12 protein-coding genes are annotated in these 16,048 nt (G+C 70.7%); 5 read left to right on the forward strand and 7 right to left on the reverse strand.

Translation table 11 applies throughout. From position 1 onward, the window contains the following. Positions 1 to 39: 39 nt before the first annotated feature. Complete coding sequence (locus tag Dfulv_RS46525; protein WP_259860197.1) at positions 40 to 1,293, forward strand: MFS transporter; 1,254 nt, start codon at positions 40 to 42, stop codon at positions 1,291 to 1,293. Between the two features lie 13 nt (positions 1,294 to 1,306). Here the strand turns inward: Dfulv_RS46525 and Dfulv_RS46530 are convergent, their stop codons facing one another. From Dfulv_RS46530 to Dfulv_RS46565, 6 genes are all read right to left on the reverse strand, one after another. Then, on the reverse strand, positions 1,307 to 2,500 hold the full coding sequence (locus Dfulv_RS46530) for a glycosyltransferase (protein WP_259860198.1): 1,194 nt from the start codon (positions 2,498 to 2,500) through the stop codon (positions 1,307 to 1,309). 141 nt (positions 2,501 to 2,641) lie between these two features. Continuing rightward, complete coding sequence (locus Dfulv_RS48685; protein WP_319805741.1) at positions 2,642 to 5,521, reverse strand: S8 family peptidase; 2,880 nt, start codon at positions 5,519 to 5,521, stop codon at positions 2,642 to 2,644. 28 nt (positions 5,522 to 5,549) lie between these two features. Next, positions 5,550 to 6,299 (reverse strand): CPBP family intramembrane glutamic endopeptidase, encoded by a 750-nt coding sequence (locus tag Dfulv_RS46550; RefSeq protein WP_259860199.1) that lies wholly within the window; start codon positions 6,297 to 6,299, stop codon positions 5,550 to 5,552. A gap of 75 nt (positions 6,300 to 6,374) precedes the next feature. Then, complete coding sequence (locus Dfulv_RS46555; RefSeq protein WP_259860200.1) at positions 6,375 to 7,487, reverse strand: globin domain-containing protein; 1,113 nt, start codon at positions 7,485 to 7,487, stop codon at positions 6,375 to 6,377. A 201-nt stretch (positions 7,488 to 7,688) separates the two neighbouring features. Continuing rightward, positions 7,689 to 8,351, reverse strand: a complete 663-nt coding sequence (locus Dfulv_RS46560; protein WP_259860201.1) for a peptide deformylase — start codon at positions 8,349 to 8,351, stop codon at positions 7,689 to 7,691. Between the two features lie 73 nt (positions 8,352 to 8,424). Beyond that, on the reverse strand, positions 8,425 to 9,948 hold the full coding sequence (locus tag Dfulv_RS46565) for a peptide deformylase (RefSeq protein ID WP_259860202.1): 1,524 nt from the start codon (positions 9,946 to 9,948) through the stop codon (positions 8,425 to 8,427). A gap of 348 nt (positions 9,949 to 10,296) precedes the next feature. On the opposite strand from Dfulv_RS46565, the gene Dfulv_RS46570 reads away from it, so the two are divergent. From Dfulv_RS46570 to Dfulv_RS46585, 4 genes are read left to right on the forward strand one after another with little or no spacing between them, the layout of a single operon-like run. Next, entirely contained in the window at positions 10,297 to 11,085 is a 789-nt protein-coding gene (locus tag Dfulv_RS46570) for an IucA/IucC family C-terminal-domain containing protein (RefSeq protein WP_259860203.1), read from the forward strand. Between the two features lie 42 nt (positions 11,086 to 11,127). Beyond that, positions 11,128 to 12,015 carry an MEDS domain-containing protein gene (locus Dfulv_RS46575; RefSeq protein ID WP_259860204.1) on the forward strand — a complete coding sequence of 296 codons (888 nt, stop codon included), beginning with the start codon at positions 11,128 to 11,130 and terminating at the stop codon, positions 12,013 to 12,015. After that, the gene (locus Dfulv_RS46580; RefSeq protein WP_259860205.1) at positions 12,009 to 12,932 is read left to right on the forward strand and encodes a sensor histidine kinase; all 924 of its coding nucleotides are present in this window, start codon (positions 12,009 to 12,011) and stop codon (positions 12,930 to 12,932) included. Before Dfulv_RS46575 ends, Dfulv_RS46580 begins: the two co-directional genes overlap by 7 nt. A gap of 11 nt (positions 12,933 to 12,943) precedes the next feature. Next, positions 12,944 to 13,465 (forward strand): NUDIX domain-containing protein, encoded by a 522-nt coding sequence (locus Dfulv_RS46585; protein WP_259860206.1) that lies wholly within the window; start codon positions 12,944 to 12,946, stop codon positions 13,463 to 13,465. Between the two features lie 367 nt (positions 13,466 to 13,832). On the opposite strand, the gene Dfulv_RS46590 is transcribed toward Dfulv_RS46585, so the two are convergent. Further along, entirely contained in the window at positions 13,833 to 15,701 is a 1,869-nt protein-coding gene (locus Dfulv_RS46590; protein ID WP_259860207.1) for a carboxypeptidase-like regulatory domain-containing protein, read from the reverse strand. Positions 15,702 to 16,048: the final 347 nt, after the last annotated feature.

The following is a 16,048-nucleotide window of genomic DNA, read 5'->3' on the forward strand; positions in this document are numbered from 1 at the left end:
GCCCGTGATCTGTGCGACGCCGACCGCGGCCGAGCGGTGATGCGACTTTCCCGCACCGCGACGTTCTGGCTTCTCGCGGTCATCCTGGTCATGTTCCTGTTCGCGGCGAGTGCACCGTCACCGCTGTACGCCGTCTACCAGGCGCGGTGGCATTTCTCCACGGCCACGCTCACCGTCGTCTACGCGGTGTACGTGGCGACGCTGCTCGCGGCGCTCGTGTGGGCCGGTTCGGCATCGGACCATCTGGGACGGCGACCTGTGCTGGCCGTCGCCCTGGTGATCGAGTCCGTTGCGATGCTCGCGTTTGCGATGGCCGGTGGCACGACGACGCTCTTTGTCGCCCGGATCCTGCAGGGGCTCGGCACCGGCATCGCCACCGGGGCGATCGGCGCGATGCTCTTCGACGTGCAGCCGCCTGACCGCCCGGGATCCGGAGCGCTGGCCGGCAGCGTCGCGCCGGCGGTCGGGCTTGCCGTCGGCGGCTTGGGCAGCAGCCTGGTGACCACCTTCGCGCCGCCACATGCACCGCTGGTGTTCTGGGCGCTGGCTGCTTTTTTCATCGTCGTGCTGGGCGCCGTGCCGGCCATGCCGGAGACCGTGTCGCAGCGGACCCGGTGGCATCCCGGGATACGCCCTCGCGTCTCCGTGCCACCAGCGCTGACCGCGACGTTCGCGAAGCTTGCACCGTGCATCGTCGCGTTCTGGGCGCTGAGCGGGCTCTACCTGTCGCTGGGCCCGTCGATCGTGCGGACCGTCCTCCATGAACAGTCCGGCCTCGCCGGCGGGTTGGTCATCTTCACGCTGTCGGCGACGGGAGCAGCCGGCTCGGTCGCGACCCGGTCTTGGTCGCCCAGGCGTGCCGTCATCTCCGGCAGCGGCACCCTCGTCGCCGGTGTTGTGCTCACGCTGATCGCCGTCAGCCGCACCGACAGCACGCTGTTCTACCTGGGAACCGCGACCGTCGGTGTGGGTTTCGGTCCGGCGTTCACCGGCGTTTTCCGGCTGCTGACCGCAGAGGTGGGCAGCGAGCAGCGTGCGAGTGTCGTCGGTGCGATCTATGTCGCCGCCTACCTCGCCCTGGGAGTGCCGGCCGTGCTCGCGGGCATTGCGGTGCCGTGGATCGGGCTTGCCACGGTGTTCGACATCTACGCCTCAGCCGTGCTCGTCCTCGCGGTGACGACCGTGGTGGCCTTCGTGGCGGGATCTACGGGACGGTCGTGGCGGGCCGGCACGGTGGCTCCGGGTCCTTGTCCATGTCCGGGGACCGTCGCCGTCCACCACGGCACCGGCTGATCAGTGAGCACGGCTACGTGATGACCCGGCGACCGAACAGCTCCTCACGCTTGTCCGCGACAATCCCTTCGACGGCATGGACGGCGGCGGCGGCCCGGGCGTCCCACGAGTGTCGCTCGGCGAAATCGCGGCGGGCCTTGGCCAGTTCCGGCACACGGGACTCCGTCGCCGCCTCCCGCACTGCCGCCACGAAGGTTTTCGGCGTGTCGGCGACCCTGATGAGCGGCGTGTCGAGCCAGTGCACCGCCGGCAGGTCGGTGCTGACCGCCGGCTTGCCCGCGGCCAGGGTCTCCAACGTCTTGAGCGGGAACGACGCACGGTTGAACGCGGTGTCGCGGTACGGCGTGATCCCGACGTCGACGGCGCGCAGGAATGAAGGCACCGCCTCGAACGGCTGGCGCCCCACCCAGAGCACGTTTTCGCGGGCAGCCAGCGCGGCGAAGCGCTCCGGCTCCCAGCGCGCGTCGTGCGGGCCGACCAGGAGCAGTGAAAGTTCGTCGTCGGCGAGCGCTTCGAGCAGGTCGATGTCGATGCGTTCGGAGAGGTGCCCGAGCGCGCCGACGACCGGGCCCGGAAGTGCCGAGGCGGGCTCGGCCGGGGCGATGCTGTCCAGATCGCGGTAGGCGGAGGTCTGCACCCCGTTGGGGATCAGCGCCAGGTGCCGTGCGCCGAGTGACGACCAGCGCTCCGCCAGTACCGAGGAGACCGCGAGGACCAGATCGGCGTGGGCGAGTTGGCGCCGCTCGTCCAGGGCGACCCGCCTCGAGTTGTGCCCCATGAGCCCGGCGCCGGCAACGTAATCGTCCGTGCCGTAGAGGACCTTCACCACCTCGGGTTGCCAGCCGCGGAGCACGTCGACGAGGTTGCACGCGATCACCACGTGCGGCCGGCGGCCGAGGCGGCGCAGCGCCCACCGGGTCTGCGCCCTGACCAGCGCGGCGGTGCTGACCTTGACGTAGGGCCGGGTGTGCAGCGGCAGTGCACGCGGAGTGAGCCGGGTGATCCGGTCGTTCAGTCGCGCGAGCTTGGGCGTGCCGCCGAACCGGGATGCGCCGTACCGGTAGCGGCCCGAGGTCGCCACCGAGATCGGCGGGTCGACCCACAGGATCTCGGCGTGCGCCGCCAACGCGGTGGCCAGGAGCCGGTCAGGGCTCACCACACCGTCCCACGACGTTCCGGCAAACATGATGTAAAGCGGCTCCGCCACTGCCGTGTCCTTCTCTGGTCCCCGGACCGGAACCCCCGTCAAGATCAATGAGACGGGGCTCTTTACCCGGGTTCCACAGTTCGACACCCGCCGCGGTCGACAAATGTCCCGCCCGGACACGACGCCGGTGGTCCATAGGCACTACGGACCGATCGCCACCGTCGTCCAGGCCCGCGCCACCTTGCCGTCGGTGAACTCCACCATGCCGAGGTATCGCCGGGCCGGGGACAGCGCCGACCACGACACGTCGAAGGACACCGTCTCGTCAGGGGAAGCCGGTGCCGAGGCCGGCGTCACGGACAGGTTGGCGGGTGCGCTCGCGCCGACCAGGAACAGGTGCGCCTTCACCTCCTGCTCGGCGACGTCGGCCGGCAGGCCGAACTGCACCACGTACACCTCGAAGACCCCCGCGGTCGTCAGCGGGATCTCCTCGTCGGCCGTCGTGCCGTCGCTGCGGTCGATCAGCGTGGTGCCGTCGTAGACGTACAGGTCGAGGTCGGTGCCGGGGGCGTGGTCGGCGGCGAATGTGGACACCCGTGCGAGCTTCGTGCCGGGCGGGACCCTGACCTCGAACGTGAAGATGCTCGGCGACACGCCGGGGGCGCCCGGCAGGAACGCCGCCGTGCTGCCGACGAGCTTGCGGGTGTGGACCGTGGACGGGGCCGGGCCGTACGCACGGGCCGTCACCGTGCCCGAGTAGCCCGCCCGCAGGTCGATCGTGCCACGGCCGGCCGGGCCGGCGCCGGTGATCTCGCCGGGGCCGGTGAGCGCGACCGGGCGGACGCCGATGGGGCTGCGCACCGTGTGGCCGCGCAGGTCCGTCCACGTCATCGAGCCGAACGTCCACTCGCGGAACGGCGCCGACGTGCGGGTCACGGTGACCTTGAACGTCGCGCTCTTGCCCGGTCCCACGCTGATCGTCGACGGCGTGACCGTCACGGTCGTGCCCGGCGGCGACGACACCGTCGCCGCGTAGACGCTGGGCTGCTTGCCGACGTTGGTCACGGTCCGGGTGACCGTCTGCTCGCCGGGCAGCGAACCGATCGCGATCGACGGGTAGTTGAGGTCGCTCGGGTCGATCGTGCCGACGATCGGGCACCAGTCGCTGACGACCTGCAACTGCCCGATCCCGCAGGCGTAACGCGCCCAGTCGTGGGCGCCGGAGTCGTAAACCAGGCCCGGGTCGAAGGCCCGGGCCGGGCGTACGTGACCGGAGCCGTAGTCGAGCGGCGTGGCGTCGGCGTCCCCGCGCTGGATCCGGCCGTCGGTGTTGTCCGTGACGCCGGCGGTGGTCATGAGCGCCGACTTGACCGCCGCGGGAGACCAGTCCGGGTGCTTCGCGCGCACCAGGGCGGCGATGCCGGCGATGTGCGGGCCCGACATCGACGTGCCCGACTCACCGTCGTAGAGGTTGCCGTGGTGGCCGGCCGGGGAGACGCCGGCGACGATGTCGACGCCGGGTGCGGTGATGTCGGGCTTGATGAGGTCGCCGCTGCCGGCGACGGCCGGGCCGGCAGCCGAGAAGGCGGCCACCGCCGGGGCGCGCGGCACGACCTTCGAGACCGCGGACAGCGCGGCGGTCGGTTTGGGTTCCGAGACGTACGCCTTGATCGCCGCACCCGCGAGGTGGTCCACGTGCACCGTGGGGACGACGTGGTAGTCGGCGTTGAGGGAGTTCTCGTCGGCGTTGTAGAGCACCATCCCGACCCCGCCGGCGTCGCGGACGGCGATGCTCTTGTCGGTGCGCGGGTTGACGCCCCGCTTGCACAGCACGATCCGGCCCTTGACCTTCGCCGGGTCGAGCGTGCCGGGATGGCACAGCTCGACCTTCGTCGCCTCCGCGGCGGGCAGGCCGGCGGTGACGGAGTCCACGAGCGGGGCGGACGGCAGCGCCGGGCCCTGGCCGGCACCGGTGTAGGTCCTGCCGTTGCCGAGGGTCACGGACTTGGCCGCGCCGCGGTCGTGCGAGCTGGCCGCGACCGTCGTGACCCATGGGGCGTTGTGCGCGACGGTGGAGGCGTCGGGCCCGGAGTTGCCGGCGGACGTGGCGACGAACACCCCGGCCGCGGCGGCGTTGAAGAAGGCCAACTCGATCGGGTCGACCACGAGCGACGTCGAACCGGAGACGGAGTAGTTGAGGACGTCGACGCCGTCGGTCACCGCGTCGTCGACCGCGTCGAGCAGGTCGACGGTGCCGCCGGAGCCCTCGCCGTCGGCCTGGCGCCACAGCGCCTTGTAGACCGCGATCCGCGCCGCGGGCGCCATGCCGGAGACGTTTCCGACGAGCTCGTTGTTGATGGTCGCCGGCACGTCGTGCAGCCCCGCCGCGGTGGTCGCCGTGTGTGTGCCGTGGCCGTCGTAGTCGCGCGGCGACCGGAACTCCCCCGACCAGTCGCCGAAGCCGCTGCTGTCGTAGTAGCGCGCGCCGATCACCTTGTTGTTGCAGGTGATCCGCTGCTGCGGGGTGCCGGTGCCCTCGTCGCACTTGTCGACGCCGTCGGCGTACCACTTCTTCTCGATCGTCGCCCGGTCGGGCCTGGGCTCGGGCAGCGGGGCCAGGCTCGGGTTCTCCGGCCAGAAGCCGGTGTCGACGACACCGATGATCATGCCCGCGCCGGCGCGGGCCGGGTCGCCGAAGCGCTTGTCCCACACGCCACCGGCGCCGCTCAGCCCGAGGAAGGCCGGCGTGGAGAAGGTCTGGACCGTCCGCTTCTCGTTCTTCCACAGCCGTTCGACCCCCGGGGTCCGCTCGACACGGGCCTTCTGCGCCGGGGTCAGCGCCGCGGCGAAGCCGTTGAAGACGGTCTCGTAGTCGGCGACGGTCTTCGTGACACCGGCGGCTCGCAGGACCGCCGCCCGGTTCGACCGGATGCCCGTTCGCAGTGACTCCTGCCGGCCGGCCGGGTCGCCGGCCAACTGGACGATGTAGAGCGCCGGGTCCGCCTTCGCGGAGGCCGCCGGGGCGGGCAGCGCGAAGACGGTTGACAGCACCAGGGTGAGTGCGAGAAGGATTCGGCCCACGTGGCCAGACTAATTGTGGCGATTTGCCCTATCTCAAGAACGCCAAATGATCCTTGAGCAGGGCGTATCCGACAAACGCCACGACGTCCAGCAGCGTGTGCGCGACGATCAGCGGCATGACCCGCTGGGTGCGGCGGAAGAAGTACCCGAAGACGAGGCCCATCACGACGTTGCCGGCGAACCCGGCGCCGAAGCCCTGGTACAGATGGTACGAACCGCGGATCACCGCGCTCGTCACGATCGCGACCCAGCCGTTCCACCCGAGGTCGCGCAGCCGCGTCAGCAGATAGCCGATCATGACGACCTCTTCGAGCACCGCGTTCTGGATCGCGGCGAGGATCAGCACCGGCACCGCCCACCACACCGGCTCCAGGGCCGCGGGCACGATCTGCGCGCTGATGCCGATCTCACGCGAGAGCCAGACGAGGCCGAGTCCGGGCAGCCCGATGAGCGCCGCGAGCGCCGCACCGGTCCCCAGGTCGAAACCGGGACGGCGGAGGTCCAGGCCGATCGCCGAAGGTGGGGTCGTCCGCCCCAGGAGGTGTACGGCCAGCAGCGCCGGCACGACCCCCAGCGTGACCCCGGCGAGTTGGTAGGCGAGGTCGAGCCACGGCCGGTCCGGCGTCACCGACGGATTGAGGGTGGCGGTCTGCTCGGACAGCGGCTTGACGAACGTGAGCCGGTCGATGATGCGCAGGATCGCGTAGATCGCGGACGAGCCGAGCGACACCCCGAGGACCAGCAGCACCTCGGCCCGGAGGCCCCGCCTGTCGATCACGGCGCAACTGTAACCGCACCACGGCGGTCAGGCGGACAGGCCGGCGCCGCACTGCCGACCTGTCCGCACGGTCTTTCAGGAATCACCGAAGGTGTCGTACTTGATGCGCATGGCCGGGACCTGCATCTCCGCGAGGGTGCGCAGGGTGGCGCGGACCATCGCGGCGGAGCCGGAGACGAAGAAGTCGTGTTCCTGCCACGGCCCGTAGCTGCCCACGATCTCCGAGATGTTGCCGTGCTCGCCGGGGGACTCCGGGTCCTCGCTGGTGGCGGCGACGACCGAGAGCCAGGGGTACCGGGCCGCGAGGCGGTTGAGGCAGTCCAGGTCGTACAGGTCGTCGCGGTCCCGGGCGCCGAAGAAGACGTGGACCCAGCGCGTCCGGTTGGCCCGGGTCATCTCCTCGATGAGGGCCTTGATCGGGGCGAGCCCGGTGCCGCCTGCGACGCAGACGATGTCACGGGTCGACCGGCGGTCGAGGGTCATCGAGCCCATGGGCGCGCCCAGACGGATCATGTCGCCGGGCCGCACCCGCCGTACCAGCGCGGAGGACACCCAGCCGGCGCCCAGCGCGCGCACGTGGAAGTCGATGGAGCCGTCCTTGCGGGGCGCGTTGGCCATGGAGTAGGCCCGCCACAGGCGCGGCTGGTACCTGGTCTCGACGCTGACGTACTGCCCGGCACGGAACTCGAGCGGCTGCATCGGCCGACAGGTGATCACGGCGATGTCCCGGCTGCGGCGCTCGTGGTGGAGCACCTCGGCGTGCCAGTAGGGCGGGTTGGCGTTGTCGGCGTCGGCACCCTCGATCATCTTGTGCGCGATCGCCGCGTAGCCGTCGCGCCACGCCTGCTCGTACTCGTAGCTCCACTCGTCGCCGGCGAACGTCCGCAGCGCCTCGATCAGCGCGTTGCCGACGATGTCGTAGTGCTGGGCCTCGACGTGGAACTTGCGGTGATCGCGACCGAGCGCCTGGAGGTAGTCCGCGAACCGGTCGGGGTCGCCGGACGTCTGTACCGCGGTGACGATGGCGCCCAGCAGTCGGGAGCGCTGGACGTCCATCTGGACCGGGAACAGGTCCCGCAACTGGGGGTTGTCGAGGAACATGCGCGCGTAGAAATAGCCCGCGACCTTGTCCTGCTGTTCCTCGACGAGTGTCCAGCTCTCCTTCAGTAATCGCGACAGATTGCTCATCGGTACCCTTCGCCGTCCAACGTTAGGAGCCGTCTATGAAGCAGAGTCACTACCTGGGCAGACTTCCCATCGCACTGGATGTGCGACGCGGGGTGGAGACGGCGGATTTCCCCGTGACGCGCCGCCGCGCGCGCTGGACAGGTAGCGAGCGCGACCGGCGGCCGTCGCACCGACTGTCCGGCTGGCGCCCGGCGCGCTGGATCACGGTGTACGTGGAAGCGGCATTCCTGACGGCGGCCGGCGAATTGGCGTGAACTTCCGGTACTCCCCGACGGGCACCAACCGGTCGCCCTCTTCCAGGAGCTGGCGGTAGAGCACACCGTCGAGATGGTCGATCTCGTGCTCGACGAGGCGGGCGAGCACCCCTCGGAAAACGGTTCTCAGGAATCCGCCGTCGATGGTGCGGTGCCGTACGTGAATCCATTCCGGGCGGCGCACGAGACCGCGCACGTCGAAGAACGACAGGCAGCCCTCGTAATGCTTTCCGGAACGGTCCCGAACCGGTTGCCGGCCGATGACGACGGGGTTGATCAGCACGATCAGGTCGGCGCCGTCCGGCGGCCGGACGATCGCCACCCGGCGCGGGATGCCGATCTGCGGCGCGGCGATCCCCATGCCGTTGCCGAACGGGTAGAGCTCCTCGACCCGCGCCGCCATCCGCCGGAGGCGGCGCACGGTGGTCGCGACCTCGGCCTGCTCCTCGGGCAGTAGATAGGGGGCGTGGTCGGTCCGGGTCAGGATGGGCGCGGCCCCGAGCTGGCGGATCCCGAGCCCGGACATGACCCGCACGAGGTACGCGCCGTCGGCGAGGTCTCCGGCACCGACGACGCTGCGTCGGTGATCCGCTACCCGCCCTGTCGTCATCACCGCACGATAACGGCTGAACGCCGTTCCATTATTCATTCATTCATTTCGAATGCATTTGCGGAGAAATGCATCACTCCGTCGTCGGCACCAGGGGCGCGTCGACCTCCATCCGGTGCAGGTACAGCCGCCCGTCAAGGTGGTCGATTTCGTGCACGACCTGCCGGGCGACGGATCCCTCGTACACCGCCAGGAAACGCGTGCCGTCGAGCCGCTCGCTCTCAACCGTCACGCACCGGGGCCGGCGCACCAGCCCGCGGACGTCGAAGAACGACAGGCACCCCTCGAACTCCTCGTCGGTCTCCTCCGACTGCTCGACGATCCTGGGGTTGAGCAGCACGATCTGTCCGGCTCCGGGCCCGGCGGGCCGGACGACCACCACAGCCAGGCTCTCACCGACCTGCGGGGCCGCCAAGCCAACCCCCTGCACAAAAGGATGCAGTTCCTCGACACGGTCCAGCGCGGCGGACAACTTGTCGACCACCCCCTCGACCCGAGCGGAGTCCCCGGGCAGGTCGAGCGGGCGGACCGGGCGGTCCAGGACGTTCTCGCCGCGCTGAACCACACCCGCGTCACGCACCGCGTCCGTCGACGCCGACTGCGCGTGGGGCGGCTCCTCCCAGTCGTCGGACTGCTCGACCGCGCCGACCGGGCGGGTGCCACGGAACCGCCACTCCAGCCGGTACCGATCGTGCAGTGCGGTCGTCTCCGTGTGCCACGAGAAGACCGCACGGCCGTCGGCGGACAGCTCGTGGGTGATCGGCGTGCGCAGCGGCACCTCCTCAGCGGACAGCGTCGTCTGCACGCCCCAGACCACCGGTCGCATCCGCGCCGGGAACTCGACCTCGATCGTGAGCTGCCGGGTGGGCAGCCGGACCGAGCGCTGGAACCAGTGGCCCCACTTCTCGACGCCGATGTGCCACGAATACGCGATCGTGGTCCGCTGCCCCGGGTACAGCGGGAAGCGGCCCTGCGCGTTCTCGAAGAGCAGCCACGCCTCCTTGAGCGCGTCACGGTCGGTCTTCGACCGCCACTCCATGGGCTCCCCGGCGCACGACGCGACCAGAGCCAGCTCGTCCCACGACAGCGGGTGGTCACGGTGATGGCGGTTGGAGCGCGCAGGGTCGTCCGGGTAGCGATCCACGGAGATCCGGACCAGATACCGGGTGATCGGCTCGGTGCCGGCGTTGTAGAGGGCACGGCGGACCGTGCACCGATACTTGCCGTCGACGTAGGACAGGCGGGCGGTCTCCCGCTCCACGACCAGTCCCGTGCCGGGCGGCAGCCATTGATCCGGTACGGGCGGATCCCTCCCCGGCAGCCCCACGCGGCTGCGGGCGGTCGCGCGCAGCTCGTCGTACTCCTTGTACCGCTGCCAGATGGCCCCGCCGCTCTGCAGGATCGCCTCGGCGCGCCGGGCGAAATCCTCGGTGGGGCGGTGGCGGCGCGCCTCGACATGACTGACGTAGGAGGCGTCGAAGCCCATCGCGGCAGCCAGCTGCTTCTTGGACATGCCCCGGTCGACGCGCCAACGCGCGAACTCCGCGACGAACGCCTCAGACGCCCGCTGCACGGGTGAAGAGTCGTTCGTGGTCATGTTCGGCCCAGCCCTACAGGGAGACGGCCCCTGTCCGTTTAGTGTCCCCGAGTCCGGCTGTTGGCCAGACCAAGCGGACAGATTCCTGACAAAATGGTTGACAACACCGTGACATCAGTCTTGATCAACGTATTTCGATCACCGCGCGGCCCCTGGTCGACTACGGAACGTAGCCGCGCAAGTGTGACGACGAAACGCTGGTTAGGCTTACCTAATAGCTGTATCGTGGGCGCTTGGCATGCACATCTGGGGGTATCTGACGGTGGTGAGCACCAATCACGCGCACGGCACGACTGCGCCGTCACGGTGTCACCGGCTCGCGCCACCCACCCTCTTCGGCGACCCAACGTGACCGCGCTCATCAGCCGCGGCTCCGCCGAGCCGCTGGCACCTGTCGTGGCGACCCTCGCCGCCTTGCAGCACCGGCACGGCAAAGATTCACTCCAGGGGCTGGTGCCCGGACTCGTCGCCGGGCCGGCGCAGGGTTGGCACAGCGCAGGTGAGCTCCGGGTCCCCGAGCTCCTCGACACCGCGGCCCGGCGCTGGAGCGCGCAGCCGCACGCCGCCGCCGCGCTCGCGTGGAAGTGCTACTCCTACTGGCTGGCGCTGCCGGCCGTCCTCGGCTTCGCCGCCTCCCGGCGCGTGCCGCTGATGACGCCCGACCACGTGCTGGTGCGCTACTCGCCGAATCAGCCCTTCCTCACCCTGGCGCTGCGCGACCCGGTGACCGCGGTACTGGCGACCGACCCGATCGTCGCCACCGACACGCCAGGCCTGCTCATCGTCGACGACGAGGAAGAACTGCTCGGCGTGCTGCGCCGGTCGCTGGTCGACGCGCACCTCGACCCGCTGATCGACGAGTTCCGCAAGCACGTCCACATCGGCCGGCGCACGTTGTGGGGCTCGGTCGCCTCCGGCGTCGCCTATGGGCTGTCACGCGCCGCCGACTCCCTGCCCGGCCCGACGATCGACATCGCCCGCCGGGTCCTCACCGCGCTCGACGCCGAGTCGCTGGTCGACCTGACGGAGCGACCCGGCGGCGGCCTCGACATCCAGCGCCGCACCTGCTGCCTGGCCTTCACCCTGCCGACACCGAAAGTGTGCAGCACCTGCTGCATCCGGCATCAACAGCCGTAGTTCCGGGATCTCGGCGCGCGGCGTTGCTGCGGGACGCGTAATTTGAAGACCATCAGCGAGAGCATTTTGATCAAGCACACCAGGCACATCCGCCTGGGTGATCACCTCTGCCTGCCGTTCGCCAGCGACGTCGAGCAGCGTGAGGTGGTGTCCGCGTACATCGCCGACGGGCTGACCCGCGGCGAACGGGTGCTCTACTACTCGGACAAGACCGCGCCCGACGCCATCGACGCGTGGCTCGACCCGCGGGGCATCGACGGCGCGCTCGCCATCGCCCGCGGCCAGTTGGAGGTGCGCCCGGCCGGCGAGACGCCCTTCGACCCGGCCGACCTCGTCGACGGCATCCAGCACGCGATCCGCGAGGCCCGCGCCGCCGGCTTCCAGGGACTGCGGCTCACCGGCGAGATGAGCTGGGCGCTGCGCAGCCTGCCGGACACCGTGCGGCTGCACGAGTACGAGTCCGGCGTCGCCTCGACGGTCGTGGAATCGGGTGATCTGGCGGCGATCTGCCAGTACGACGAACGGCTCTTCGAACGGGCCGACATGACCGGCCTGGTGGCCCGCCACACCAGCGTCGTGTGCATCGACCCGCTCCACGACGACCGGCGGCTCCGTATCGTCCCCACCTTCTCCCCGCGCGGCCTCAAGGTCACCGGCACCGTCGACGACGCGACCGCCGGGGCCTTCGCCGGCGCGCTCGCGCAGGCCGGGGGCTGGACCGCCGCCGAGCCGGTGATCGTGCTCGACCTCGCCGACCTCCAGTTCATCGACGTGGCCGGCATCCGGGCCATGGTCCGTTTCGCCGAGTCGATCACACCGGAGCGCAAGCTGCAGGTGCGCCACCTGTCGCCGACCCTGCGCAAGGTGCTGCGCATCGTCGGCTGGGACGCCACGCCCGGCCTGTCCTTCGACGGGGAGCCGACGTGCTGATCCACCAGGCACTGCTGTTCGACTCGCCGTCGGCGTTCCTCGCCGCCGCCGTGCCCTTCGTGACCGAGGGCCTGCACCGAGGCGACACGGTCGTCGCGGTGACCTCGTCCGGCAACACCGAGCTCCTGCGCGACCATCTCGACCACGGCACCGCCTCCGAGGTCACGTTCCTGTCACCGACGAACTGGTTCGACTCGCCGGGCCGCACCCTCAACGCCCACCACCGCCGCATCGACGCCCTGCACGGCGACAGAGGCATCCTGCGGGTCCTCGGCGAGCCGGTGTGGACGGGGCTCGACGATCTGGAGACGGCGGAGTGGGGCCGCTACGAGTCGGTCATGAACGTCGCTCTTGCGAGTTCCCGCGCCTGGGTCGTGTGCGGCTACGACAGCCGCACCCTGCCCCCGGCGATCGTGGACGACGCCCGGCGCACCCATCCCGAGCTGGCCGTCGGCACCGGCAGCGAGAGCAGCAACACGTACACCGACCCGGCCTACTACTACGCCGAGCACAACGTGCCGCTGATCGTGCGACCCGACCACGGCGTCGAATGGTTGCCGATCTTCGGTGACCTCGCGCCGGTACGGCAGTTCGTCGCCGACCACGCGGTCCGCCTGGGCGTGCCGACGGCCCGGCTCGACGACTTCACGCTCGCGGTCAACGAGGTGGCGACCAACGCGCTGCGCCACGGTGCCGGCCACGGCGAGGCCCGGCTGTGGGCCACGGACCGGCGGGTCGTCTGCGAGATCTTCGACCCGGGCGCGGCGGCGGACAACTTCCTCGGCTTCCTCCGCGCCGACCCGCAGGCGGGTAAGGGGCACGGGCTGTGGATCGCCCGCCAGATCTGCGACCTGCTGGAGATGCGCACGGGTGAGGCCGGGACGACGGTGCGGCTGCACATGCGGCGCTCGTCGTAGGCTGCCCTGCGATGGACACACGGTTCAGCGAGGACTTCGAGCTCGAGGGCGAGCCGGAGCGCGAGTTCCATCCGGGGATCGCCAAACGCATGGCGCACAAGACCGTCGCCGCCGGCGCCGTCATCCGCGACCCGGACAACCGGATCCTGTTCGTCGTGCCGAACTACAAGCCGTACCTCGACCTCCCGGGCGGCATCGTGGAGACGGGCGAGCCGCCGTCCGAGGCGTGCCGCCGGGAGGTGCTCGAGGAGGTCGGGCTCGACCTGTCGATCCGGCGCCTGCTGGTCGTGGACTGGACGCCGGGGCGCGGGCCGTGGAGCGACCAGGTGCAGTTCGTCTTCGACGGCGGCGTGATCCTGGCCGGCACACAGCTGCGCCCGCAGGCGTCGGAGCTCACCGGTGTGCGGTGGTCGTCCCTGGCGGACGCACATCTGCGCGCGTCGTTGCGACGGCGGCTGTCACTGGCCCTGACCGCACTGGAGACCGGGGTGGTCCTCCACGCCGAGTTCGGCCACCTACTCAACACACCGTGATCGGATACTCACCTACGATCGGGGGAATCCGGACGGCTCGGCAGGGGCTCTGACCAGCGCATCGGCCGGACCGTTCGGGGCCTGACGATCCTGTCACCGTCCCTGCACACTCAGTTTCGTGAGTGTTCAACGAAGCAGCGCCGGCCATACCCCCCGGCACCGGGCCGCAGGGCCGGCCACCCGAATGCTGCGTAAGGTGCGCTGGCTCTGGGTGACGCACCCGCGGCAGACCTCGTCTCCGGCCACCGAGCTCGACGTGGCGTGCCGTGCCGCCACACCCACCGCAACATAGGCGTTGGCCGTGGAGACGTCCCCGCGCCGGTGCGACGGCTTGGGGCCGGGTCTCCACGGCCAGCTGGTTTTCCGGTCAGTCGTCCAACCAGTCGAGCGAGCGACGGTTGCCGTTGCCGTTGCCGCGCTGCGAGCGGGCGCCGTCGTAGCCGTCGTTGCCGGCCCCGTTGGCGTTGCCGTAGCCGCCACGCTGTTCGTAGTCGCCGCCGCCGTTGTAGCCGTTGCCGGCCCGCGGCGGCTCGGGCGCCCGCTCGTAGCCGTCACGCTCGTAGCCGGCGGCCGGCTCGTACCCACCGCGCTGCTCGTAGCCGCCACGGCCGGCATACGGGCCGTCGTAGTCACCGCCGCCGTTGTAGCCGTTGCCGGCGCTCGGTCCGTAGCCGTTGCCGGCACTCGGCCCGTAACCGTCGCCCGCGCTGGGGCCGTAGCCGTTGTCGCCGCCGTGGCCACCGGATCCACCAGGGCCGTAGCCGGCACCCGCCGAGGGGCCGCCGTAACCGCCGCCCTGGCCGTAGCCGCCCTGGGCGCCACCGGCACCCGGGCCGCCGTGGGCGCCACCAGCACCCGGGCCGCCGCCGTAACCGCCGCCCGCCGACGGACCGTCAGCGCCGTAACCGTTGGCCTGACCGCCGTAGCCGCCGCCCGCCGACGGACCGTCAGCGCCATAGCCGTTGGCCTGACCGCCGTAGCCGCCGCCCGCCGACGGACCGTCAGCGCCATAGCCGTTGGCCTGACCGCCGTAGCCGCCGCCCGCCGACGGACCGTCAGCGCCATAGCCGTTGGCCTGACCGCCGTAGCCGCCGCCCGCCGACGGACCGTCAGCGCCGTAACCGTTGGCCTGACCGCCGTAACCGCCGCCACTGCCGTAGTTGCCGGCGCCCGGCTCGTATTGCTGGGTCGCGTCGCCGTATCCACCGCCTGCACCCGCACCCGCGCTATAGCCGGGGTCGTAGGGGTCGACCGGCGGGCGGGATGCCGGGCCGTAGCCACCCCGGTCGTTGTAACCACCGGCATCGTTGTAGCCACCGCCGGCCGCGGGGCCATAGCCCTGGCTGGGCGGCGGGGATGCGGCGAACCCGCCCGTGCGGGGCGGCGGCGCGCCATACGGGTCCGGTGGCACGTCGAAGTCGTTGAAGCCGCCGGGCCGCACGATCGCGGTCGCGTCGTTGGCGGTGCTCCGGCTGACCATCGTCGGGGCGCCCATGGCGCCGACCATGGTCGGGTCGGCCTGCGGTGCGTGGTAGCCGGGACGCTGGCCGCCGGGGCCGCCGCGCCGCGGGGCCTCTTCCTCGACCTCGTCGTCATCGTCGTCGCCGCGACGACGCAGGAGCAGCACGATCGCGACGATGCCGAAGATCACCAGCAGCGCACCCAACGCGATGAGGATCCAGGAGGAGAAGCCGCTACCGCCGCCGGAGGAGGTGTTCGTCGTGTTTTCCGGGGCCGCGACGCCACCGGTCGCCGTAGTCTCCGGCGTCGCGTCACCGGCGGAGGGCAGCGGGGCTGCCGACTCACTCGGGGCAAGCGCGACCAGCGCGATCTTGAGGTTGGTCACGGCCCGCCCGGCGGCGCCGGTGGCCTCCTTCTGACCGTTCGAATACCCGTCGAACCCGGCGCTCACCGTGATGCCGCCGGGCGCGATCGGAGTGCTCTCACTGCCGGCGAACCGATACCGCCCGTTGTTGTCGGTCTGCGCCGAGCGGCTCTTGCCCGCGCCGTCCTGCATGACGACCTGAGCGCCCTTGATCACCGCGCCGGTGCCGGAGTCGGTGACGGTGCCGGAAACCTCGGTGACGGTCTGCGCCGCCTGCGACGGCGGTGCTGCAGGACCCTTCAGGTTGATCTTGAACCCGGCTGCAACCGGGTCGGTCGCCCCGACCTTGACCGAACCCTGCTGATCGGACAGATTCTGTCCCGGCTGCAGCGTGCTCGGGCTCTTGGCCACGATCTGGAAGGTCAGCGTTTTTCCGCCCGGCGTAACGGCAACGTCACTGCATGTGACGCTGGTCGATCCGCTCGAGCCGCACCCACTCACGGTCAGGTTGCCATTGGCTGACGGCACATCGACCGTGACCACGGTCATGGTCGGAGTGTCACTGGTGACGGTGACCACGAGACTCTTCGTTTCACCGGCGTTCATGTCGAATGAGCTCGACTGCAGCTTGACCGTGGTTTCAGCGAATGCCGGCGTTGCCACGCCGAGCAGAGCACCTGCCGCCAGAACAGCCACCGCCCCTGCTCGTAGCAGCAGGGCTCGTCGGTGCGCAGTCACGTCCACACCCCTCCGGATCT

This window comes from Dactylosporangium fulvum (assembly GCF_025137375.1).
In the GTDB taxonomy this organism is placed as follows: Bacteria; Actinomycetota; Actinomycetes; order Mycobacteriales; family Micromonosporaceae; genus Dactylosporangium; species Dactylosporangium fulvum.